At 44.4% G+C, this 22,176-nt stretch carries 22 protein-coding genes; 14 read left to right on the top strand and 8 right to left on the bottom strand.

Annotated elements, in window-relative coordinates:
• The 4 genes from AB4513_RS18460 to radC all read right to left on the bottom strand — a co-directional run bounded on the left by AB4513_RS18460 (nt 1) and on the right by radC (nt 2,225).
• Complete coding sequence (locus tag AB4513_RS18460; protein WP_009847979.1) at nt 1-549, bottom strand: hypothetical protein; 549 nt, start codon at nt 547-549, stop codon at nt 1-3.
• Nucleotides 550-840: 291 nt separating this feature from the next.
• A complete protein-coding gene (rpmG, locus tag AB4513_RS18455) occupies nt 841-1,008 on the bottom strand; it encodes a 50S ribosomal protein L33 (RefSeq protein ID WP_002535344.1) in 168 nt (55 codons plus the stop codon).
• A 13-nt stretch (nt 1,009-1,021) separates the two neighbouring features.
• Nucleotides 1,022-1,258: a 50S ribosomal protein L28 gene (rpmB, locus tag AB4513_RS18450; protein WP_004728407.1), complete on the bottom strand. Its 237-nt coding sequence runs from the start codon at nt 1,256-1,258 to the stop codon at nt 1,022-1,024.
• A gap of 292 nt (nt 1,259-1,550) precedes the next feature.
• Nucleotides 1,551-2,225: a DNA repair protein RadC gene (radC, locus tag AB4513_RS18445; protein WP_012603038.1), complete on the bottom strand. Its 675-nt coding sequence runs from the start codon at nt 2,223-2,225 to the stop codon at nt 1,551-1,553.
• 223 nt (nt 2,226-2,448) lie between these two features.
• Between radC and coaBC the strand changes: the two genes are divergently transcribed.
• The 3 genes from coaBC to AB4513_RS18430 all read left to right on the top strand — a co-directional run bounded on the left by coaBC (nt 2,449) and on the right by AB4513_RS18430 (nt 5,424).
• Entirely contained in the window at nt 2,449-3,690 is a 1,242-nt protein-coding gene (gene coaBC, locus AB4513_RS18440; protein WP_102257559.1) for a bifunctional phosphopantothenoylcysteine decarboxylase/phosphopantothenate--cysteine ligase CoaBC, read from the top strand.
• A 139-nt stretch (nt 3,691-3,829) separates the two neighbouring features.
• Complete coding sequence (gene slmA, locus AB4513_RS18435; protein WP_004741428.1) at nt 3,830-4,420, top strand: nucleoid occlusion factor SlmA; 591 nt, start codon at nt 3,830-3,832, stop codon at nt 4,418-4,420.
• Between the two features lie 23 nt (nt 4,421-4,443).
• Nucleotides 4,444-5,424, top strand: a complete 981-nt coding sequence (locus AB4513_RS18430) for a Kdo(2)-lipid IV(A) acyltransferase (protein ID WP_029223859.1) — start codon at nt 4,444-4,446, stop codon at nt 5,422-5,424.
• A 133-nt stretch (nt 5,425-5,557) separates the two neighbouring features.
• On the opposite strand, the gene pyrE is transcribed toward AB4513_RS18430, so the two are convergent.
• Together pyrE and rph are read right to left on the bottom strand one after the other, a co-directional pair.
• Entirely contained in the window at nt 5,558-6,199 is a 642-nt protein-coding gene (gene pyrE, locus AB4513_RS18425) for an orotate phosphoribosyltransferase (protein ID WP_009847982.1), read from the bottom strand.
• Between the two features lie 105 nt (nt 6,200-6,304).
• Nucleotides 6,305-7,021: a ribonuclease PH gene (gene rph, locus AB4513_RS18420; RefSeq protein ID WP_004735726.1), complete on the bottom strand. Its 717-nt coding sequence runs from the start codon at nt 7,019-7,021 to the stop codon at nt 6,305-6,307.
• A 248-nt stretch (nt 7,022-7,269) separates the two neighbouring features.
• Between rph and AB4513_RS18415 the strand changes: the two genes are divergently transcribed.
• Entirely contained in the window at nt 7,270-8,136 is an 867-nt protein-coding gene (locus AB4513_RS18415) for a YicC/YloC family endoribonuclease (protein ID WP_029225400.1), read from the top strand.
• Between the two features lie 325 nt (nt 8,137-8,461).
• On the opposite strand, the gene AB4513_RS18410 is transcribed toward AB4513_RS18415, so the two are convergent.
• The gene (locus tag AB4513_RS18410) at nt 8,462-8,674 is read right to left on the bottom strand and encodes a cold-shock protein (RefSeq protein WP_004735656.1); all 213 of its coding nucleotides are present in this window, start codon (nt 8,672-8,674) and stop codon (nt 8,462-8,464) included.
• A 429-nt stretch (nt 8,675-9,103) separates the two neighbouring features.
• Nucleotides 9,104-9,880: an HTH-type transcriptional regulator UlaR gene (ulaR, locus tag AB4513_RS18405; protein WP_009847985.1), complete on the bottom strand. Its 777-nt coding sequence runs from the start codon at nt 9,878-9,880 to the stop codon at nt 9,104-9,106.
• Nucleotides 9,881-10,091: 211 nt separating this feature from the next.
• Here ulaR and AB4513_RS18400 point away from each other — a divergent pair, with 211 nt between their 5' ends.
• The 10 genes from AB4513_RS18400 to AB4513_RS18355 all read left to right on the top strand — a co-directional run bounded on the left by AB4513_RS18400 (nt 10,092) and on the right by AB4513_RS18355 (nt 22,063).
• A complete protein-coding gene (locus tag AB4513_RS18400) occupies nt 10,092-10,934 on the top strand; it encodes an HAD family hydrolase (protein ID WP_086050247.1) in 843 nt (280 codons plus the stop codon).
• Nucleotides 10,935-10,943: 9 nt separating this feature from the next.
• Nucleotides 10,944-11,675 carry a ribulose-phosphate 3-epimerase gene (locus AB4513_RS18395; RefSeq protein ID WP_012603032.1) on the top strand — a complete coding sequence of 244 codons (732 nt, stop codon included), beginning with the start codon at nt 10,944-10,946 and terminating at the stop codon, nt 11,673-11,675.
• Between the two features lie 116 nt (nt 11,676-11,791).
• Nucleotides 11,792-12,952 carry an iron-containing alcohol dehydrogenase gene (locus AB4513_RS18390; protein ID WP_102257558.1) on the top strand — a complete coding sequence of 387 codons (1,161 nt, stop codon included), beginning with the start codon at nt 11,792-11,794 and terminating at the stop codon, nt 12,950-12,952.
• Between the two features lie 53 nt (nt 12,953-13,005).
• Nucleotides 13,006-13,749: an HAD family phosphatase gene (locus tag AB4513_RS18385; RefSeq protein WP_017099279.1), complete on the top strand. Its 744-nt coding sequence runs from the start codon at nt 13,006-13,008 to the stop codon at nt 13,747-13,749.
• On the top strand, nt 13,746-14,699 hold the full coding sequence (gene tal / locus AB4513_RS18380) for a transaldolase (protein ID WP_102257557.1): 954 nt from the start codon (nt 13,746-13,748) through the stop codon (nt 14,697-14,699). Before AB4513_RS18385 ends, tal begins: the two co-directional genes overlap by 4 nt.
• A gap of 10 nt (nt 14,700-14,709) precedes the next feature.
• Nucleotides 14,710-16,704, top strand: coding sequence for a transketolase (gene tkt, locus AB4513_RS18375; protein WP_102257556.1), 1,995 nt, complete (start codon nt 14,710-14,712; stop codon nt 16,702-16,704).
• Between the two features lies 1 nt (nt 16,705).
• Nucleotides 16,706-17,419, top strand: a complete 714-nt coding sequence (gene rpiA / locus AB4513_RS18370) for a ribose-5-phosphate isomerase RpiA (RefSeq protein ID WP_017099276.1) — start codon at nt 16,706-16,708, stop codon at nt 17,417-17,419.
• Nucleotides 17,420-17,499: 80 nt separating this feature from the next.
• Nucleotides 17,500-18,930, top strand: a complete 1,431-nt coding sequence (locus tag AB4513_RS18365) for a Sapep family Mn(2+)-dependent dipeptidase (RefSeq protein ID WP_102257555.1) — start codon at nt 17,500-17,502, stop codon at nt 18,928-18,930.
• Nucleotides 18,931-18,939: 9 nt separating this feature from the next.
• Nucleotides 18,940-20,523, top strand: a complete 1,584-nt coding sequence (locus AB4513_RS18360; protein ID WP_009847994.1) for a PTS transporter subunit EIIC — start codon at nt 18,940-18,942, stop codon at nt 20,521-20,523.
• A 121-nt stretch (nt 20,524-20,644) separates the two neighbouring features.
• On the top strand, nt 20,645-22,063 hold the full coding sequence (locus tag AB4513_RS18355) for an alginate export family protein (RefSeq protein ID WP_009847995.1): 1,419 nt from the start codon (nt 20,645-20,647) through the stop codon (nt 22,061-22,063).
• The last annotated feature ends 113 nt before the right edge of the window (nt 22,064-22,176 follow it).

The raw sequence follows: 22,176 nt of genomic DNA, 5'->3' as shown, positions 1-22,176 counted from the left end.
TTAGTCGTCCGATTTAGGTGGTTTGTCTGATATAGATAGCTTGTCTGCTTTAAAGAGATGGTCTGATTTAAATGAATCTTCTGAGCCAAAGCTTGGAAACAAGTAACTCTCTTCAATAGACACCGCCAACCACTGATCATTCCAGTTTTTTAGCAACCAAAACTCAGCAAGCTGATAATAGGTAATACGCTGTGGCTCTTCTTGGTCTTGATACCAAACTTCAATGGTGTACGGCGTATTAAGCTGGGGAGTCAGGTCAGTATAAGTTTTAGCGTCGACTTCCGTGCCTACTAGCTGTTGCCAGCGTTGCGATAACTCTTGGGCACTCACACTTTGCTCTGAGACAGACTCTTTCATTTGATAAACCCAATGGCCGTCTTCTTGCACTACCGACCACTTAGTAAAGTGTAAGGCTTGAAGTTCTGCTTTTGGGTTTAAAAGATAAGGGTAAGGGCTGCTTGCCTGAAGTTCAGGCTCAGGTTCGATAAGGTACGTTTTGATCAATGTTGGAAGGTTTAGCACCCCAATAAAAGCGATCACGCTTAACATGAGTATGTTGTTCCATCGACGTCCACGATATCTCATCTGATTCTGCTCATCTAACCTATTGAGTGTTCAGTATATCGTGAAAATGGCGACACATTCTATCCTGAGTAATTTTCTATCACATAAGCTCATCGGCAAGTGTAACGTCTGTACGGTAGGTGCCAAATTGAGCCAATAATGCTTACCCTTATCAAAAACACTGGGGCTTCCCAAATTTTGGGCATAAAAAAACCCAGCTATAAGCTGGGTTTTTAATTTATTCTTCTATAAAAGAAGAGACAAAGGGGCTATCAATTACTTGATTTTAGCTTCTTTGTACATAACGTGCTGGCGAACTACTGGATCAAACTTTTTGATCTCAAATTTGCCTGGCATGTTACGCTTGTTCTTGTCAGTTGTGTAGAAGTGACCAGTTCCAGCAGAAGATACTAGACGGATTTTCTCACGAATGCCTTTAGCCATTGCTTAATTCCTCTTAAACGTTTTCGCCACGTGCACGGATATCAACAAGAACAGCATCGATGCCTTTCTTATCAATAATACGCATGCCTTTAGCAGTTAGACGTAGTTTAACAAAACGTTTTTCGCTCTCTACCCAGAAACGGTGAGTTTGTAGGTTCGGCAGAAAACGACGCTTGGTAGCATTGCGTGCGTGTGAACGGTTGTTACCCGTTACTGGACGCTTACCAGTTACTTGACATACTCGGGACATGAATGTCTCTCCAAATCGTTTCAGCTCGATATCAACCTTGGTGGCCGAACCTCTCTATCAATTCTGAAAATAGAGGTAAAAACCATAATGGAAAATCCATTCAAGGCTATCAAAGGTCGCGTATTATACTAACTTGACATGCATTGCTCAAGACCCGAACAGATCCTTTTTAAGGATTTCGTGATCTTTTTTTGAACAGGGCAGCTATTTGAGTAATCAGAGCTGATTTAAGGTTCTAAAATGTGGGCGGAATGATAGCAGATTTAACGCAACTAACAACCTAAAATGTGATTCAAATCCATCCGCGCTCTGCAAAAGAGATAACTTCGCCATCTCCAACGACAAAATGGTCGAGAATTCGGATGTCCACTAGTGCCAATGCGTCGGTTAATCTACGTGTAATTCGCCTATCTGCTTGGCTTGGCTCCGCGACACCGGAAGGATGGTTGTGCGCTAGGATTAAAGCGGCTGCATTATGATGAAGTGCCCGTTTAACCACTTCTCTCGGGTAAACAGATGCTGCATCGATGGTTCCTTCAAACATCACTTCATCTTTTATTACTCTGTTTTGGTTATCTAGGAACAGTATATAGAAGGCTTCTCGCTGGCGATCACGCAATATACTCGAAAGATACAACTTGGTGTGACTTGGGCTAGTTAGTGCATCCCCTCGAGATAAAGTCTCGGCCAAATAACGTTGCGTCATCTCCAAAACAGCCTGCAACTGGACATATTTCGCCTGCCCCATCCCTTTATGGGCACAAAACTCAGCCTCCGTTGCAGAAAAAAGATGGCGAAGCGAACCAAAATCTTTGATCAACTTGTCTGATAACTCTAAAACATTCATTCCTTGTGTGCCCGTTCGAAGAAATATCGCTAACAACTCCGCATCACTTAAGGAGTCGGGGCCTCTACTCAGTAACTTTTCTCTTGGCATCGACTCAACAGGCATTTTACTTATAGGCATATAAAGGCTATCTAGGGTGATGAATACGATCCATCAGCCTAAACCGTTTGTCTACGGAGAGCTTCCACTGCGTTATAAAGAAGACTAATGCCTAGCAAAACCGTGTAATTGATAAGTTTGATAACATCAACTTGATGAGTGTCAAACCTGTTCCAATTCTGCTTCTAGGCACTAATCCTTTGTTCTGATATCGTTAGTCCCAGAGAAATTAAGGAACAGAATCATGCAAACATTGGTTAATCAACTGGATAACGCTGACCAACAAGGCCTAGCTGGAAAAAAAATCCTACTTGGCATTAGTGGTGGTATCGCAGCTTATAAATGTGCCGAACTGACTCGACGCTTAATCGAACGTGGTGCGCAGGTACAAGTCGTCATGACTAATGCGGCTAAGGAGTTCATTACTCCTCTCACCATGCAAGCTGTCTCTGGAAGGCCAGTGTCTGATAGTTTGCTTGATCCTGCTGCTGAAGCTTCCATGGGGCACATCGAACTGGCGAAATGGGCTGACCTAGTCTTATTAGCACCCGCAACCGCAGACCTTATTGCGCGTATGGCCGCAGGCATGGGTAACGACCTACTGACCACTTTGGTTTTAGCAACCGATGCGCCAGTTGCGGTATCCCCAGCAATGAACCAACAAATGTACAGCCACCCTGCAACTCAAGAGAACATCGCAACGCTAAAACGTCGTGGATGTGAAATCTGGGGTCCGGCAGCTGGTGAACAGGCCTGTGGCGATGTTGGTATGGGGCGTATGTTAGAGCCAATGCAACTGGTCCATCGTTGTGAAGACTTCTTCCAACCTAAACCTCTGACTGGCCGTTCGGTGTTAATTACTGCGGGTCCAACTCGCGAAGCGATCGACCCAGTTCGTTACATTACCAATCATAGCTCGGGCAAGATGGGCTATGCACTGGCTGAAGCGGCCGCGAAACAAGGTGCTACGGTAACTCTAATTAGTGGCCCTGTATCACTCGCGACACCAAATCAGGTTAATCGCATTGATGTAGACAGCGCACAACAGATGTTTGATGCCGTGAATGCCAATGCTGCTCAGCATGATATTTTCATCAGCTGCGCTGCGGTTGCTGATTACCGCCCAGAGACCATTGCAGACCAGAAGCTTAAAAAAGTCGATGGTAAAGATGACATGACCATTCAAATGGTTAAGAACCCAGACATTGTGGCTTCCGTTGCCTCAATGATCGAAGATCGTCCATTTACTGTCGGCTTCGCAGCAGAAACTCAAGATGTCGAGAAGTATGCGCGCGGAAAATTGGAAAGAAAGAACCTCGACATGATTTGCGCCAACGACGTTTCTGTCGAAGGCCAAGGCTTCAATACCAGTAGTAATGAGTTGCACCTTTATTGGAAAGGTGGCGATAAATCTCTACCTCTAGATAGCAAAAACTCTCTTGGTTTCCAGATCCTTAATCAGATCCAACAGCTTATTGACGTATAAACGCACAAATTTTACCCTGACAATACGCTGACACCTCTCGATTCTGTTGACCTAGGTCTTACAAAACTAGGAACAGAATTGAATGGTGTTTATAATCCTTCTTCACTCAATCCTCATCTTTAGGAAAGGAAGTAAATAGATGGCCGGTACTCGAAAATCAAACCGTCGTGAAGAAATCCTGCAAGCTCTAGCACAAATGTTGGAATCGACCGAAGGCGCTTCTCGTATCACAACGGTAAAGTTGGCCAAGCAAGTTGGTGTTTCTGAAGCTGCGTTATACCGCCACTTCCCAAGCAAAGCTCGCATGTTTGAAGGCTTGATCGAGTTCATTGAAGAAGCGTTGATGTCTCGAATCAACCGTATTCTAGATGAAGAGAAAGACACACTAGAGCGCATACGCCTAGTGCTACAACTTATCTTGGTTTTCTCAGAACGTAACCCAGGCCTGACTCGAATTTTATCGGGTCATGCTCTAATGTTTGAAAATGAACGCCTACGCGATCGCATCAATCAGCTTTTCGAACGTATTGAGACACAACTTCGTCAAATTCTACGAGAAAGAAAGCTTCGTGAAGGGAAGTCATTCCCGGTTGATGAAAAAATCTTAGCGGCTCAATTGTTAGGTCAGGTTGAAGGAAGTTTAAATCGATTTGTTCGCTCGGACTTCAAATATCAACCGACAGAAAACTTTGATGCTTATTGGGCTCTACTCAGCGCTCAGATTAAGTAAACTCAATATCTTAAGTGATGGTTATGACGACGAAAAACTCTCCTGCAAGTAGCACGGTACAACACGTTATTAATAAGCCACCTTTTACCCTAGCACTACTGCACCCTAAATATTGGGGAGTTTGGTTTGGCTTTGGGTTACTGGCTTTTATAGTCAACATTCTACCTTACCGAGTATTACTACTATTAGGCCGTTCGTTAGGTGCTCTTGGTGCCCGCTATGGAAAAAAACGCGTAGCGGTAGCGACACGTAACTTGGAATTAGCCTTCCCCGATAAGCCAGCAGATGAAGTCGCGGCAATGGTCAGCGAGAATTTTAAAAATACTGGTATGGCATTGGTTGAAACCGGTATTACGTGGTTTTGGCCAACATGGCGCTTCAAGCGCATCCTAGTTGATAAAGATACCGAAGTTCTTCGTAGTCATCAGGCTAACGGTAAAGGCGTTCTACTATGTTGTGTTCATGCCTTGAATCTAGAGATCACAGCCCGAGCAATGCCGATCTTGGGTATTCCTGGCCTAGGTGTTTATCGCCCGCATAACAACCCAGCTTATGAGTTCATTCAATACCGCGGTCGAACTCAAAACGGCAACCGTCTAGTTCACCGTAAAGACGTAAAACGTATGATCCGAAGACTGCGACAAGGTGAGACCCTTTTCTACCTCCCTGATCATGACTACGGTCGCAATAAATCTGTATTCGTACCTTTCTTTGCAGTAGAGGATGCAAGCACCACCACTGGAACCAGCATTTTGGCTTACACCAGTCGATGCGCGGTCGTTATTGGGTCTGGCTTTAGAAATGCCGACGGAAAATATGAAATCATGGCCGACGAATCAATCGAAGATAACTATCCGCAGAAAGATGAAAAAGCGGCAGCAGCGTATATGAACCGCTATCTTGAGAAGATTATCTTAAGAGCCCCAGAACAATGGATGTGGCTACACAAGCGCTTCAAAACCATGGAAGATCCAGAAGCGGAAAAAGGCATTCGTTACAAGTAAGCGAGCCTTGTTCTGTCCAATAAGATTTAAGTAAAAAAATGCCCGAAAGAGTTTCATCTCTCGGGCATTTTTCTTTTTTAAGCTCTAAACCTAAGGCACTAAACCATTAGGTTCAACTTCTTCAGTTTACGAATTAGATTCCGTATTGAGTTCGGTACGCTTTTACTGAATCAAGATGTGCTGCGTCTGTGCCTTTCTCTTCAAGAAAAGTCACTAAATCAGTCAGGCTAACGATTGAGATAATCGCACAACCAAAGTCACGCTCAACTTCTTGAATCGCAGACAACTCTCCTTTGCCCTTCTCTTGACGGTCGATAGCAACAAGCACACCCGCTAAATCAGCGCCGTTTGCTTGGATGATTTCCATCGACTCACGAATCGCAGTACCAGCAGTGATCACGTCATCCACTAACATGATGCGACCTTCAAGTTCGCTACCGACTAGGTTGCCACCTTCACCGTGGTTTTTCGCTTCTTTACGGTTGAAGCAGTAAGGCGTGTCCACATCGTGGTGATCAGCAAGTGCAACCGCTGTTGTTGTTGCGATTGGGATGCCTTTGTATGCAGGGCCGAATAGTACGTCGAACTCAATACCTGAATCTGCTAATGCTGCTGCGTAGAAGCGACCTAAACGTGCTAGGTCACGACCTGTATTAAACAATCCAGCATTGAAGAAGTAAGGGCTCTTACGGCCAGACTTTAAAGTAAACTCACCAAACTTAAGTACTTCTTTCTCTAGTGCAAATTCAATAAATTCACGTTGATATGCTTTCATGTTTTTCCTCTACGTTTATCCAATAAAACTTAACTTACGCTCTGCACCACCCTTTCGAGTTTTGCAGACAAAAAAATAGCCCCCAATGTGGGAGCTATCTAGAAACTAATCGGCCAACGCAGCTTTCTGCGCTTCGACGATATCGGTAATGCCCTTATTCGCCAGGGCTAAAAGCTGCATCAGCTCTTCGTGGCTGAACGGTTCGCCTTCTGCGGTGCCTTGAATCTCAATCATCTTACCGTCTTCCGTCATTACAACGTTCATATCGGTATCTGCTGCTGAGTCTTCAACGTACTCAAGGTCACACAATGCTTGTGCCCCAACGATGCCCACTGAAACTGCCGCTACATGGCCTTTCATCGGGTTCTTTTTCAGTTTACCGCTTGCTAGTAGGCTGTTGATAGCATCAGCCATTGCAACGCTTGCACCTGAGATAGAAGCAGTACGAGTACCGCCGTCTGCTTGGATAACATCACAATCGACAGTGATCATGATTTCACCCATTACTTTTAGGTCAACAACAGCACGTAGGCTACGCGCGATCAGACGTTGGATTTCCATCGTACGACCACCTTGCTTGCCGCTCGCCGCTTCACGACGGTTACGAGTGTGCGTTGCACGTGGAAGCATGCCGTATTCAGCCGTTACCCAACCCTTTCCTTGGCCTTTTAACCAACGCGGTACGTTTTCTTCTACCGTCGCATTACATAGAACTTTAGTGTTGCCGAACTCAACTAATACAGAACCTTCAGCATAAGCTGTGTAGTTACGAGTAATTTTAATTGGACGAATTTGATCTACAGCGCGGTCATTTGGACGCATTGGTATCTACCTTATTAACAGTCTGAAGTGATTTACTATCGAAAGAGTGCATCACCTAAGAAAGGGGTGAGACAGTTTTGATTGGGGCAAGATTATATAGCAGTTTATCTTTCAAATCTATTTACCGTTCAAAGCTATTTATCATGAAAGGCTATTTATAGTGAAAAGCGACAAGCTTCGGGAGCACACCATATCGTGATACTATGCGTGCGCGTTATTTTCAGAATGATAAAAGACAGGAAAATTCGATGATTTATAGTATGACCGCGTACGCGCGCAAAGAAGTAAAAGGCGATTGGGGTACAGCAGTATGGGAAATCCGTAGTGTAAACCAACGCTACCTAGAAACTTACTTCCGTATGCCTGAACAGTTCCGTGGTTTAGAGCCAATCCTACGCGAGCGTTTCCGTAAGCGTCTAGCTCGCGGCAAGGTTGAATGTAACCTACGTTTTGAAGCAAACCCAGCAGCGAAAGGCGAGCTAAGCATTAACGAAGGTTTGGCTCAGCAAGTAATCAGTGCTGCTAACCAAGTAATGACGATGACAGGTGAAGACAGCCGTCTGAACCCATTCCAAATCATGAATTGGCCTGGCGTAATGGAAACGCCAGAGCAAGACATGGATGCCATCAACAAAGATCTACTTGAAGCATTCAACGATGCAATCGCAGAGTTCATTGACGCTCGTGCTCGTGAAGGCGAAAACATGAAAGCGCTCATCGTTCAGCGTTTAGATGCAATAACTGAAGAAGTCGTTAAAGTTCGTGCACGCATGCCTGAGATCCTAGAATGGCAACGTGAGCGTCTTCTTACCAAATTTGAAGATGCGAAGATTGAACTTGAAGGTTCTCGTGTTGAGCAAGAGCTGATCCTACTGGCTCAGAAGTCAGACGTAGCAGAAGAGCTAGACCGTTTAGACTCTCACGTGAAAGAAGCAAATGTAGTACTGAAGAAAGGTGGCGCTTGTGGCCGTAAGCTTGACTTCATGATGCAAGAGTTCAACCGTGAGTCAAACACGCTAGCGTCTAAGTCTATCAGCACAGACATCACAGCATCGGGCGTTGAGCTTAAAGTTCTTATCGAACAGATGCGTGAGCAGATCCAGAACATTGAATAACAGTTCGTCAGTAACACAGTGTGGATAGTCACTAGCTGAATCAGTGTTGATTAGATCAAGAGAAGCTCCTAGTTTTAGGGGCTTTTTTTATGGACACAATAATGACAATCAGGATGACTAAGTGAGCAAATTATTACCCGGAGATGTACTTAGCACAAAAAATAGATACAGCGATAGATAGAACGGATCAGGTGTACAAAAGGATTTTTAATATTTAGAGGAGGTATTGCAAGTGGAGAAGAGTGTTACGGTAAAACTGAAGGAAAACTGGTTTGAGAGAGAAAGTGACGCAAGTTGCTAATGCAACCTGCGTCGACTTAAAATCTTATAGAGCTACAACGTTTGCAGCTTGAAGACCTTTTTGGCCTTGCTCTACTTCGAAAGACACTTGTTGGCCTTCTTTAAGAGTCTTGAAACCTTCAGAAGCGATTGCACGGAAGTGTACGAATACGTCAGCGCCGCCGTTGTCTTGAGTTAGGAAACCGAAGCCTTTCTCTTCGTTAAACCATTTTACTACGCCGTTTGTTTTGTTAGACATGATGTGTCCCTTATATAAAAATAAAAAATTAATCGCCAAAAGTGCGATGCGCTGAAAGCTTGAATTATTTAATGTATCTATGAAGCCAAGGGAAACACTGAGAATAACAATGAAGCAATACTAAGGGTTTTACTTTACAACTGGATGTTTCATTTAATAACCCTGAAAACAGAGCAAGCACATTCTTGGTGATCCTGACCAGGTTGTAAAGCGTTATTTGAATAAAATGACTATTTTTTGTTCAATTAACTTCTATTCAGCCCCACAACATCACTGAACTTCATTTACAAAGCTATGATCTGAAGAAATTTACTCTTCCGCGGTTTGGTTCGGACAACACACACACGGCCAGTAATAATGTTCTACTAGAATCAAGAGTACGACAAAAGCAAAAACAAACGCCGCAACAGCACTCTCCACGTAACTAAACTAAACTACCAGTATCTTCACACCAAGTTCTCGTAAAGCATCAAGCACCTTAGGGTCAGCGCCGTCATCTGTAATCAATGTGTCAATCTGAGAAGCGGTAGCGAGTAACTTCCCACCATGCTTACCTACTTTGCTGCTATCTATCAGAGCCACAATACGATCACCATACTCCAGCAGCTTTTTCTCTGCCATATAGACCAATAGATCAGAGGTATGCACACCAGCTGTCGTAACACCCGTACCCGTAAAGAAGACAAAACGACTTTTATGGTCATCTGCTGCTTCTTCATCTGGAGAAATAGTGATCTGACGTTCGGGTAGATATTGGCCACCAAGTATGATGATACTTTGATGATCTTGACTAATCAGCTGATAAGCCAATGGCATAAAATTCGTCACAACTTGCACATCACGATGCGCTAAATGCTCTCCCATCAAAAAAGTCGTATTGCTACCACTCACAATAATACTGTCGTGTTCTTCACACATATCTGCCGCAGCTTTAGCAATTCGCTTTTTCGCTACATAGCTTTCTATATCTGTTTCGCAGGGGATAAAGCTGCTTGGTGCATGAGTTGCGGCTAGGGACGAGTCAAAATTGATTACCTCTGCCCCATTACGGATTTTTTTCAGCCTCCCTTCTTCCGCCAACTTTGTAATGTCCCGACGAGCTGTAGATAAAGAGATATCTAACATCTTCACATAGTCATTTGTCGTTATAAACGTATGACTCGTTAGATGATCTAACAAGCTTCTATGACGCTGAGCTTCATTCATTGTTCATACCATTAAGTTCTTTTGAATTATTTTGACGCATTATGAACTTTTGAGCAATTAGATTCTCGAAATGAACTCTTTTGAATTAATTTGACTCAAAATGTGTGATCAAAACCATTCTTTTGTTCATAATAAATCAAAAATGACTTTACGTGACCGCATTTGACCACTTATAGTCAACTTGCGTCATGAGAAGTCACTGGAGAGTAAAATGAAATACCAAGCAGTAATGATTGATTTAGATGGAACACTGTTAAGTGATGCTGAGCAGATCTGTGTGACTAACAAACAAGCGATTTGTCTTGCCGTTAATAATGGATATCAGGTGAGCTTGGCGAGTGGTAGACCGCACCAGCTGATGATGCCATATGTTGACCAACTTCAATTATCGCTACCAATCATCTGCTGCAATGGTGCCTATATTTATGATCCTAAAACACAACGTGTTCAACATCAGCACACAATTAGTCATGAATCACTAACGGGTCTGTTGAGCTTACTGAATGATGGACATTTCACCTTCACCATCTATTCAAGTAAAGGCATCTTTGCTCAAAAAGAATCAACTCATACAAAGGGTTTAGAAAAAAAGGCTGAGGTTATTAATGCCGCAATGGAGCTGCAGATTATCCCAACGCTGACCGAACTCATCGCTCGCAGTGGCGATGTATACAAAGTATTAGTGTCTAGCCAAGACAAAGAATCTCTAAACCAGTTACGAGATTCCTTAAAAACGCACTTCCAAGCTGACTTATCAACACCGAATAAATTGGACATTACGTCTAAAGCAGCCACCAAAGGCCACGCTCTTCAGCAGTGGCTAAATGACCAAAGAATTTCATCTCATAACACCATTGCTTTTGGGGATGGGGACAACGATGCCTCTATGTTCCGACTTGTCGGAGAACCTGTCGCAATGGCTAATGCCAGCCCTGCTTTAAAAGGCATGGCTAATCTAATTGTTACCAATAACAACGGCTGTGGAATTGGCCAGTACCTTCGCTTGATAGTGCAAGAAGGCCAACACACATGCCAAAACACTTTTAGTTACTAAGGATAAATCATGAAAAAAGTAAAAATTGCCGCAGGATTAGCACACGTAGATTACGGCCACATTGCAGACGTAGTGAAAGAAGTATCTGATGCTGGTGCCGATTACATCCACTGTGATGCAGCAGATATGCATGACCTGAAAAACCTACAATTGATGGGGGGGCATCAAATTGTTGAAGGCATTCGTCCTTACACTGAAAAGCCAATTGAAGTTCACGCTTACTTCAAAGATTGCGACAAATTATTTATCGATAAAATCGCAGCTGCTGGTGCAGACATGCTGATTCTACCAGCTGAGCATTTTATCGGTGCTCCTCTGTGTTACATCATTAAGTACTGTCAAAACCACGGAATGAAATTTGGTTTAACCGTTGGTGCATTAACGCCAGTGTCATTTGTTAAAGAATCTATCTACTACCTAGACCGTTTACACATTGTTATTCACGGCATTACTGATGGCGATGATGAGTGGTTATGGCGCAAATCTGCGATTGCAATGATCCGCGAAGCACGTGAACTCATCAACGAACGCAACCCTAACTGTGAGCTATGTGTAGATGGCGGTATCCGTAACCACAACATCGAAGAACTGCTTAATGAAGATATTGATGTGATGGTTGCATCGACAAATATCTTTGGCCACAAAGACGGCATCACAGCAGGCGTTCGTGACTTCCGCGCAGCAATCGACCAACTGGAAGATAAAGCAGCGGCAGACACAAAAGAAGTCGAAACCGTTTAAGTAATTGCCTAGCGCAGTTTCTATCGAATCGATGCGCCACAGCAATCTAGAAATAACGGTGCTAAACCTACCCCCCCTCTATGCTCGGGTTTGGCACCACTACCAAGGATTAAACCATGACACAGTTTCAACACTATCAACCGACCAAGCTAACCTTTGGTGCGGGTGAGATTCAGAAAATAGGTCAGCTTATCGCTCAATATGGCACACGTTGCCTAGTAGTATCCGAACCTGTTTTTGATGCAGTAAAGCCAGCCTATGACCGCATTTTTACTTTGCTTTCAGAGCAAGGAATTGAAGTGACTCATTTTGATGGTGTCGTACCGAATCCGCCTACAACCGTCGTTGAACTTGGCCGCCAAGTGGCCATCGGAAATAACTGTGATGTGGTTTTGGCCATTGGTGGTGGTTCATCGATTGATACAGCAAAAATCATTTCGGCAACGATCAATGCAGAGTCTCTAGATTGGGCCCATTGGTTTGCCACTTATGATTCACCGTTTGGGGACGTCAACCCACTACCCGCGAAAGTCGTACCTTTGTTCGCTGTACCTACAACATCGGGAACTGGCTCTCAAGTGACGCAAGCGGCAGTGATTACCGACCTTGAGCAACATGCAAAACTAACACTGTTTCACCCTGAATTTTTCCCTTGTGAAGCGTTAATCGATCCAGAGCTCATGCTGACACTGCCTCCACGTATGACAGCTATGACAGGATTTGATGCTTTTTCACATGCGTTTGAATCATTTACGGGTACTCGACCATCTCCATTTGTTGATGGTATGGCGTTAGAAGCAATGAAGCTTGTCATTGATCACCTACCGAGTGTTGTCGACAACGGCGCAGATTTACATGGCCGCTGCCAACTCGCGAAAGCAGACACACTTGGCGGGATCTCGCTAGCTAATGGCGGTGCGGGGGCACCACACCCTTTAGGCGAAATCTTAGGTAGTAGCAAAACAAACCTACCACATGGGTTAACACTCGCAGTGGTTTATCCAGCTTATGTACAACTTCAATGGCGCAAGCAACCAGAGAGATTTGCTCAAGTGGCTGAGTTATTTGGTGCTGTGGGAAGTACCGAAGAAAAAGCTCAATCATTAGCGGCTGCTCTTGTGAAATTCCTTGAACGTATCGGTCTTGAATCGAACTTAACTCAAGTCGGTGTCACCAAAGAAGATGTTCAAAAGTTGGAGCCGGCTTTTTGCTTTGATCTACCACTAACCAGTGGTGACGAAATGAAAAAAGTATTGCAGGCCAGTTTGGTTGAATAAGCGACAGTCACAAATTCACGTTTGTCATAATTAAAGAAAATGGAGATTGAAACATGGAATGCAAGAACAACACTTTAGGTCATACAGCTTTGAAATTGGAAAGAGAGGAATTCATTGCCAGTAACCTAAAAGCGTTGGTCTTTGACTTCGATGGCCTTCTCGTCGATACCGAAACCTGTATGTTCAAAGCCTGGGAAGCTTTGTTAAAACCATACGGAGTTGAAGTTTCGCCACTCCAGGTTGCTGGCCTAGTTGGGAGCTCAGCGCCAGCAACCTACCTTTATCAACTATTCAACAAAGCGTCGAATCAAAAGCTGTCCGATTCACAAATTCGCGATCGAGTGATCGCTCATGCCTACCAATTAATTGCTTCAATAACAGAACGAGAAGGTGTCCGTCAGTATCTAGACTTTGCTAAATCACACTCATTGAGCATTGCACTGGCCACCAGCTCAGAGGCTGAACATTACATGCCAATTCTGAATCGTTTGAACCTTACACCCTATTTTGACTGTTTTATCGGAGCAGAAGACATTGCCTCAGATAGACGGAAACCACATCCCGATGTGTATTTAGCGGCATTAGAACAACTCGGTGTATCTGCCCATCAAGCCATCGCTTTCGAAGATTCCCCTCCTGGAATTATGGCGGCTCGATCGGCAGGAATACCAACAGTTGCAGTAACCAATTTGCTCACTCGTCACCTCGATGTCTCGCTAGCCAACGTGGTGCTGAGTTCGATGAATGATCAAACGCTACTGCAATTGATAAACCAACTTACCGAGAATGAACGATGAATAAATTAGAACAACTGAAAAAGCACACCACTGTCGTTGCCGACACAGGTGATATTGATGCTATTGCTGCATTTCAACCTGAAGACGCCACAACCAACCCATCTCTAGTACTAAAAGCCGCAGAAATGCCGCAATACGATCACTTAATCGCCGATGCGATCACTTGGGCAAAAGCACAAAGCAACGACAAATCACAACAGTTGATCGACGCTGGAGACAAACTGGCGGTCAACATTGGTTTAGAAATTCTAAAAACGGTACCGGGGCGCATCTCAACAGAAGTTGACGCTCGTATGTCATTCGACAGAGTCGCAAGCTTGGCAAAAGCTCGAAAGCTTATCGGCATGTATAACGAAGCTGGCATCAGTAACGACCGAATCCTAATTAAGTTAGCGTCAACTTGGGAAGGCATTCGAGCAGCTCAAGAGCTAGAGAAAGAAGGCATCAATTGCAACCTAACGCTGCTGTTCAACTTTGCACAAGCCAAAGCCTGTGCAGAAGCCGGTGTATTCTTAATCTCACCTTTTGTCGGTCGTATCCTAGATTGGTACAAAACCAATACCGATAAAAAAGAGTACCTTCCTCATGAAGATCCTGGTGTCGTTTCAGTCTCTGAAATTTACAACTACTACAAAGATCATGGCTACAACACGGTTGTGATGGGCGCGAGCTTTCGCAATGCCGATGAAGTCCTAGCATTAGCGGGCTGTGACCGTTTGACCATAGGCCCTGCAATTTTAGACCAACTTGCAGCACAAGAAGGCTCTGTTGAGCGCCTACTCTTTGCCGACCGTGACACCATCAAAAAGACACCAACAGCCATGACTGAAGCACAGTTCCGCTGGGAGATGAACCAAGACCCGATGGCAACAGAAAAGCTAGCCGAAGGCATCCGTAACTTTGCCGTCGATCAAGGCAAATTAGAAACCATGATCGAAGCACGCCTGTAGGAGAAGCATAATGATTACACGAACTAAATTAGCCGACGCTATTCGCGTTCTAAGCATGGACGCAGTACAAAAAGCAGGCTCGGGCCACCCTGGAGCACCGATGGGCATGGCCGATATCGCTGAAGTTCTATGGCGTGATTTTCTAAAACACAACCCGAGCAACCCTAACTGGGCCGACCGCGACCGTTTTATCTTGTCGAATGGCCATGGCTCAATGCTTATCTATAGCTTGTTACACCTATCTGGTTACGAGCTATCAATGGATGACATCAAATCTTTCCGTCAATTACACAGTAAAACCGCAGGTCACCCTGAATACGGTTACGCTCCAGGTATTGAAACCACTACCGGCCCATTAGGACAAGGCATCACCAACGGTGTCGGCATGGCTTTGGCTGAAAAGGTGCTGGCTGAACAGTTCAACCGTGAAGGCCACGATATTGTTGATCACCACACCTACGTGTTCATGGGCGACGGCTGCATGATGGAAGGTATTTCTCATGAAGCATGTTCACTTGCCGGTACGCTTGGACTAGGGAAACTGGTCGCTTTTTGGGATGACAATGGTATTTCGATTGATGGCGAAGTCGACGGCTGGTTCTCTGATGACACACCAAAACGTTTTGAAGCCTACGGTTGGCATGTTATTGCTGATGTTGATGGTCATAACGCTGATGATATTCACAAAGCGATTACTGAAGCTAAAGCCGTAACAGATAAACCAACCTTGATTTGCTGCAAAACCGTGATTGGTTTTGGCTCACCAAACAAGTCAGCCAGTCATGACTGTCATGGTGCTCCGTTAGGTGCTGATGAAGTCGCATTGGTTCGACTCAATCTCGGCTGGGACCATCCTGAATTTGAAATTCCTCAAGATGTATACCAAGCATGGGATGGGAAAGAGAAAGGACAAAGCAATGAAGATGACTGGCAAACACGTTTCAATGCTTATCAAGAGGCGCATCCAGAATTAGCCGCTGAGTTTCTACGTCGTAGCCAGAACCTATTACCTGAAAATTGGGATCAGCACACTCAAGATCTAATCCAGACTTTGCAAGCGAATCCACAAACCATCGCGACTCGCAAAGCATCACAAAATACTATTGAAGCATTCGGACCATTACTGCCAGAGTTTTTGGGAGGTTCTGCCGATTTAACCCCTTCAAACTTAACTAACTGGTCAGGCTCAAAAGCAATTACCGCTCAAGATGCGTCAGGAAACTACTTGAGTTACGGCGTTCGTGAATTTGCGATGTCTGCAATGATGAATGGCGTGGCGTTGCATGGTGGCTTTATCCCATACGGCGGTACGTTCTTGATGTTCATGGAGTACGCTCGTAACGCGCTTCGTATGGCAGCACTAATGAAGCAACGCAGTATCTTCGTTTATACCCATGACTCTATCGGTTTGGGGGAAGATGGTCCGACACACCAACCGGTTGAACAAATAGCATCGCTTCGACTTACCCCAAACATGAGCACTTGGCGTCCTTGCGACCAAGTAGAAACCGCGGTGGCTTGGAAGTCTGCTATCGAACGTTTTGATGGCCCAACGTCATTGATTTTCTCTCGCCAGAACCTTGTTCAATTCGAACGTGATCAAGATACGCTTTCCAATGTAGCGAAAGGTGGATACATCCTTTCTGACTGTGAAGGTGAACCACAGCTGATTCTAATCGCTACGGGATCTGAAGTGGCACTCGCCATGGAAGCAAAAGCACAGCTAACTCATGTTCGTTGTCGTGTTGTTTCAATGCCGGCCACCGATATTTTTGATGCACAAAGCGCGGAATACAAGGAACAGGTTTTACCAAGCCATGTTACAGCACGAGTTGCCATAGAAGCTGGTATCCGTGACTACTGGTTCAAGTATGTCGGGCTACACGGCGACATTGTGGGAATGACAAGCTTTGGTGAATCAGCACCAGCAGAACAACTCTTCGAAATGTTTGGATTTACGGTTGAAAACATCGTTGAAAAATCCCTAGCGGTTCTGGAGAAGTAATATGAGCATGGCACAACGCTTTATTGAAAACCAAAGCCAAGACTGCCTGCGAACTAAGGCTGCAAAAGTAGCCTTAGAGCAAGTCCTAAAAACGCTAACACCTTCTAGCGTGATTGGTATCGGCACAGGTGCAACAGTTGAAGTATTCATTCAACTATTGAAAGAAAGTGGCGCTGAGTTTGCTCACTGCGTATCCAGTTCGGTTCGCTCAAGTCGAGCTTTATCCTCTGCAGGGCTGAATGAGATATCCATATCTGAATGTGGCCGTGTTGATTTCTACATTGATGGCATTGATGAAGGTCTTACAACCGGCATGACCGTGAAAGGTGGTGGTGCAGCACTGGCTCGTGAAAAAGTACTCGCGACGCTTGCGCTAAGCTTCATCACCATCGCAGATAGCGGTCGATTGGTCACTCAACTCGGAAAGTTTCCACTCCCTGTAGAGGTTTTACCTGCCGCACAAACCGCTGTGTTTAATGCCTTACAAAGCCTTGGTGGACACCCGACGTTGCGCCAAGACTGCACCACTGATAACGGCAATATCATTCTCGATGTTGCTCATTTGGACATCGCTGAACCAAAACGATTGGAACTCCAAATTAACGCTATTCCTGGCGTCGTCGAGAACGGTATTTTCGCGCAAAGATCGGCTGATTTCATGGCTTTTTCGAATGCAGAAGGTACGTATTTATTATCAAAGCAACACGTTCAATAGCTGGGATTTATAATCAAAATGAGACCTCGCTTGCAAGTCTATTTACAAGCATGTCAGTAAGGATAATTTAGGAATAAAACATGACGGAAAGCAATTTTTCAGCTCAAACACTGCGCTATTTTGATTCAAATATTGAAACGTTTACGCGTGATCTATCTGAGCTAATTGCTATTCCGTCTGTACGAGATATCAGCAGCTGTTCACCCAATGCTCCTTTTGGTTTACCAATTAGAAACGCATTCGACTTTCTAATTAACTGGGCGAAACGAGAAGGGTTTGAAGTCCGTGATCATGATGGTTATGCCTTGGACATCAGCTTTGGCGAAGGCTTACAAGAAATCGGCATATTGCATCATGTAGATGTGGTAGAAGCCGGTGATTTAAACGCATGGCTGACACCTGCATTTGAGATGCACCAACACGGTGATGACTTATTGGGGCGAGGCGTTACCGACAACAAAGGCCCGTTAATGGCCAGTCTGTATATTCTCAAGATGTTTAAAGCGCTTGATGTAACACTCGACAAAAAAATAAGAGTGATCATCGGTGGCGCAGAAGAGACAACTTGGGAATGTGTAGAGCATTATTTTAATCATAATCCTCAACCGGATTATGGTTTCTCTCCAGATGGCGACTTCCCAATCGTTAATGGAGAAAAAGGCATCCTATATGCGTCATTACAACGAGAATTCCCAACTCACAATGGCCTAGGAACTTGTCAGATCGTAAGCATTGAAAGTGAGCGTGACAGAACATCCACCTGCTATCAATTATCGATTTATCTGACAGGAGAAAAAGCGGCTGAAGTAGCAGCAACATTTGAAACTTCAGCAACGGTCACTCTTGCCAATGTGGCACAAAGTGACAACCACCAACAAAAGGAGTTGTACTGCGTTGAGTTGTCAACGCCGTGGGAGAAATCTCGCAACCCGCATAAGGTCGATAACTGTATGGATCAGTTTGTTCGTCACATGCGACATGTTGAAGGGTTAGACACTAACTCTCGAAATTTAATTGATTTACTAGACGCGTGTTTTAGTGATTCCAATGATGCTTCGAAATTAGGGCTAGCACACCAAGATAATGAAATGGGGTCGACTACATGCTGTGTCTCCTCCATCAATTTGAATCAACATGGCTACAACTTGGATTTTGATTTTCGGTTTCCTAAAGGACTGACTATCGATCAAGCTCGTACCCAACTCCAGTATGTATCCCAACAATACGGAGTGAGATTGATTGAACACAAGTACTTACCTCTATCTTACCTCTCACCCGAAAGTGAACTTATCCAAGCAATGGGAAAAGCTTATTCCGAAGTTACCAAAATGGACGCTCAGTGCTTTAGTAAAGGTGCGGCTTCTTACGCGCGCGCGCTAAACAATGGTGTGGCATTCGGACCTACTTTTCCTGGTGATGTGACTCGTGTCCATGAGCCTAATGAAAGGCTCAGCCTCGAGTCATTAAAAAGAGCAATAACAATATACGTGAAAGTTCTCATATCACTTTAGGAGTAAATTATGAGAGATAAGGTTCAAGCACTTGCTGGAGGTATGATGGTATCCATCATCGTACTGGTTATCGCAGGTATATTTATTGGTGTGGGCGCTGGTGTTGTAAACCAAATGTCTGCTACCGACTCTGTTATTTGGGCATTCTTTAAGCTGATGTTAGATCTTGGCTTGATGGTCATGCGCAATCTACCGCCTTTCTTTGCGATTGGTCTAGCGTTCGCGCTGGCGAAATCTGAAAAAGGTTGGGCAGCCTTCACTGGCTTTACCATGTTCATGTGTTTCAACGTCGCTATCGGATCGATCGCTGCATTTCACGGATGGACTCAAGAAACTACAAGCGTTGCGTCATTAATGAATGATGCTGGCTACGACAAAGTAGCAGCGCAAAACTTCAACTCTTTATGGGGTGAGTCTTTAGGTATCTTCGCTTACAACATGGGGATCTTTAGCGGTATTCTTGTTGGTTGTATTACGGCTTGGATCCACAACCGTTACTACAAATTCGAAATGCCTGCACTCTTGAGCTTCTTCTCAGGCCCTCGTGCCGTAGTGATTTTTGCTTACTTCGCTATCATGCCTATCGCGCTGTTTGTTTACTACGCTTGGCCACCGATCGCTGGGGCACTGCAGTCCATCACTACCTTGATTACTAGCTCAGGTATTTTTGGCTCTTTCCTATTTGGCGTATTTGACAAAGGCTTATTGCCATTTGGCTTACATCACCTTATCGCCTTCCCTATTGAATACACTCGTGTTGGTGGCGTAATGGAGATTGATGGTGTTGTTTACGAAGGTGTTCGTAACATCATGAATGGCCAAATGAGTTCACCAGAGGCAACGAGCTACATTACACATAACTTTACCAGCGGTCGTATTCCAATCCAAATTGGTGGCCTGACGGGTGCTGCTTATGCAATGTACGTAACAGCAAAAACAGCCAATCGTAAGAAGGTAGCCGCTATCATGGTGCCTGCGGTATTTACGGCTGCTGTTATCGGTATTACCGAGCCACTAGAATATACCTTCCTATTCGTCCAACCATTCCTATTCTTTGCAGTGCATGTTCCGCTAAATGGTCTTGCTTATGTGATCACCGAAATGATGGGTGTTTCAATTCACGGTAATCAGCTGCTATTTATGGTGCCTAACCTACTACAACCTGAAAAGGTTCATGCTTGGGCTCTATTGTGGATTATCCCACTATACTTCGCGATTTACTTCTACACATTCAAGTTCTTCATCCTAAAGTTTGATTCAAAAACTCCAGGTCGCGAAGAAGAAGATGGTGATATCGCCCTGTATTCAAAAGAAGACTTTAAAAAGAAAAAGGATCAGACCTCAAAAGGACTGCCTGTTGAAATCATTAAGGCGCTGGGTGGAGCTGACAACATTGAGAACGTGACAAACTGTGCAACTCGACTGCGTGTTTCGCTGCATGACGAATCACTAACGGCAAGCGATAAAGTTTGGAAACAACAGCTCAACGCAATTGGTGTCGTCAGAATGAATAAAGGCATTCAAGTGATATATGGAGCCAACGTTATTACGATTGCCTCTGGTATCAAAGAAGCCCTTGGTGTCGACTCTTAGCTAAGCGTAACTTCCGTAACCCTACTGTTACGAATCTATAGAAACCAATAACTGACAATTCCTCCTGTGACTACAAGTCACAGGAAGGGATTCGTGCACCTGAAATATGGGAAATATAAAAATGAAAGCAATGACAAAACATGCAGTTACTTTACTTGCTCTTTGTGTTTCTGGCGTCCTACACGCAAACGAAAATACAACATCAAGCTGGTCTGAGCGCAACCCGATCGTCTTCTGGGGAGATAGAGCCAATGAGGACTGGAGCTATGTCGATGGTCTAGACGAAAGTCAAAAAAGCTTTTCAGAAAAACTCAAACGCTTGGATATTGATGACAGTGGTGACTGGAAAGTCTCATTTAGCGGTAATGTAAAAGCCGCAGTCGATAACCGTTGGAATCACATGTACGACGGAGAAAACCGCAAGAAAAATGAACTGCGTACTCGCATGCAATTCTCCACCGATGTGACTTACCAAGACTGGATGCGTGTATTTGGTGAAATTCGAACCAACTACACTAACCTCGATAGTCCGGGTCCAGTTGACGATGCCGGTACTGACTTCCACCAGTTGTTTACCGAATTCAAATTACTCGATGACGGTGAGCAATACCTAAGTACCCGCCTTGGTCGCCAAGAAATATACTTAAATGAATGGCAAATGATGAACCGTGAACCAACGCCAGTTCAATCAAGTTGGAATGCAGCCAGCGCAAAATACAGCGTAGCAGGCATCAATTTTGACGCATACTACGGCGAGGAAGTATTCCCTCTCTACAAAGATGGCAGCTTCGGTGGTAACTGGGATGATAAAACCAATGGCAAAAAATCGACCGGCTTATTCGCTAATTGGAGAACTGACTTCGGGGCAATGCAAGCCTACATAATGAGTAATAAACTCACCAATGAAAGCTTTGTTAATGCACCTGACGGTGACGTCGACATTCAAGTTTTAGGCTTACATGCACATGATTTTGTGAGTGAAGGGTTTGGTTACATGCTCGATGGTGTTTACCAATTTGGCGATCATGCAGGTAAAGATATCTCAGCCTACATGGCTTATGCCGATTTGAACTACAACTGGAAAGCAGACTGGAACTATCGCTTAGGTCTGAACCTACATTACGCATCAGGTTCAGATAAAGACAGCGACAAAGTGAACACGTTTAACCCTTTGTGGACAGGTGACCCACTGGGTTTCGCGCATGATGGCGCTTACGGTAACGCAATGCAGGTCGGTTCTTACACTGTGATTGAGTATCAGCCGAAACAATCCATCATCGCTGGCTTTATGTCGACATGGCGTGCCAACACAGATGATGCAATCTACACACTCAACCAAGATGTATTATTTGGTGCAGAGTCTGACGAAAAATACGCTTACACCCAGTTCTATCTGCAATTCCATAATTACATCACAGGCAACTTAAAGTCTGAGTTAAATATGTACTACGCATTAGATAGCGACTACACACGTGACGTAGTCGGCAGTAGCAGTGATGACATTTCCCGTGTTGAAATCGCACTGATCTATAACTTCTAACACTGCTTATCAGGTTAGTATGTTACTAAATGAATTCGCCCAGCAGTGCTGGGCGAATTTTTTAGACCATCATATTTCAGTTAATTGAATTACTCATCCGGCTGCTTGGTTCG

The sequence above is a fragment of the Vibrio sp. 10N.222.54.E6 genome, assembly GCF_041473955.1.
Classification (GTDB): Bacteria; Pseudomonadota; Gammaproteobacteria; order Enterobacterales; family Vibrionaceae; genus Vibrio; species Vibrio tasmaniensis_A.
The sequence above is the reverse complement of the archived record's forward strand: the minus strand, read 5'-3'. Positions and strand labels throughout refer to the sequence as shown.

Excerpts from the sequence above, each read along its gene's own strand:
- AB4513_RS18385 (WP_017099279.1), top strand. The coding sequence starts at position 13,006 with ATGGAATGCAAGAACAACACTTTAGGTCATACAGCTTTGAAATTGGAA.
- AB4513_RS18395 (WP_012603032.1), top strand. The coding sequence starts at position 10,944 with ATGAAAAAAGTAAAAATTGCCGCAGGATTAGCACACGTAGATTACGGC.
- tkt (WP_102257556.1), top strand. The coding sequence starts at position 14,710 with ATGATTACACGAACTAAATTAGCCGACGCTATTCGCGTTCTAAGCATG.
- AB4513_RS18460 (WP_009847979.1), bottom strand. The coding sequence starts at position 549 with ATGTTAAGCGTGATCGCTTTTATTGGGGTGCTAAACCTTCCAACATTG.
- AB4513_RS18365 (WP_102257555.1), top strand. The coding sequence starts at position 17,500 with ATGACGGAAAGCAATTTTTCAGCTCAAACACTGCGCTATTTTGATTCA.
- tal (WP_102257557.1), top strand. The coding sequence starts at position 13,746 with ATGAATAAATTAGAACAACTGAAAAAGCACACCACTGTCGTTGCCGAC.
- ulaR (WP_009847985.1), bottom strand. The coding sequence starts at position 9,880 with ATGAATGAAGCTCAGCGTCATAGAAGCTTGTTAGATCATCTAACGAGT.
- slmA (WP_004741428.1), top strand. The coding sequence starts at position 3,830 with ATGGCCGGTACTCGAAAATCAAACCGTCGTGAAGAAATCCTGCAAGCT.
- radC (WP_012603038.1), bottom strand. The coding sequence starts at position 2,225 with ATGCCTATAAGTAAAATGCCTGTTGAGTCGATGCCAAGAGAAAAGTTA.
- coaBC (WP_102257559.1), top strand. The coding sequence starts at position 2,449 with ATGCAAACATTGGTTAATCAACTGGATAACGCTGACCAACAAGGCCTA.
- rpiA (WP_017099276.1), top strand. The coding sequence starts at position 16,706 with ATGAGCATGGCACAACGCTTTATTGAAAACCAAAGCCAAGACTGCCTG.
- AB4513_RS18390 (WP_102257558.1), top strand. The coding sequence starts at position 11,792 with ATGACACAGTTTCAACACTATCAACCGACCAAGCTAACCTTTGGTGCG.
- rpmG (WP_002535344.1), bottom strand. The coding sequence starts at position 1,008 with ATGGCTAAAGGCATTCGTGAGAAAATCCGTCTAGTATCTTCTGCTGGA.
- pyrE (WP_009847982.1), bottom strand. The coding sequence starts at position 6,199 with ATGAAAGCATATCAACGTGAATTTATTGAATTTGCACTAGAGAAAGAA.
- AB4513_RS18430 (WP_029223859.1), top strand. The coding sequence starts at position 4,444 with ATGACGACGAAAAACTCTCCTGCAAGTAGCACGGTACAACACGTTATT.
- AB4513_RS18355 (WP_009847995.1), top strand. The coding sequence starts at position 20,645 with ATGAAAGCAATGACAAAACATGCAGTTACTTTACTTGCTCTTTGTGTT.
- AB4513_RS18410 (WP_004735656.1), bottom strand. The coding sequence starts at position 8,674 with ATGTCTAACAAAACAAACGGCGTAGTAAAATGGTTTAACGAAGAGAAA.
- AB4513_RS18415 (WP_029225400.1), top strand. The coding sequence starts at position 7,270 with ATGATTTATAGTATGACCGCGTACGCGCGCAAAGAAGTAAAAGGCGAT.
- rpmB (WP_004728407.1), bottom strand. The coding sequence starts at position 1,258 with ATGTCCCGAGTATGTCAAGTAACTGGTAAGCGTCCAGTAACGGGTAAC.
- AB4513_RS18400 (WP_086050247.1), top strand. The coding sequence starts at position 10,092 with ATGAAATACCAAGCAGTAATGATTGATTTAGATGGAACACTGTTAAGT.
- rph (WP_004735726.1), bottom strand. The coding sequence starts at position 7,021 with ATGCGTCCAAATGACCGCGCTGTAGATCAAATTCGTCCAATTAAAATT.
- AB4513_RS18360 (WP_009847994.1), top strand. The coding sequence starts at position 18,940 with ATGAGAGATAAGGTTCAAGCACTTGCTGGAGGTATGATGGTATCCATC.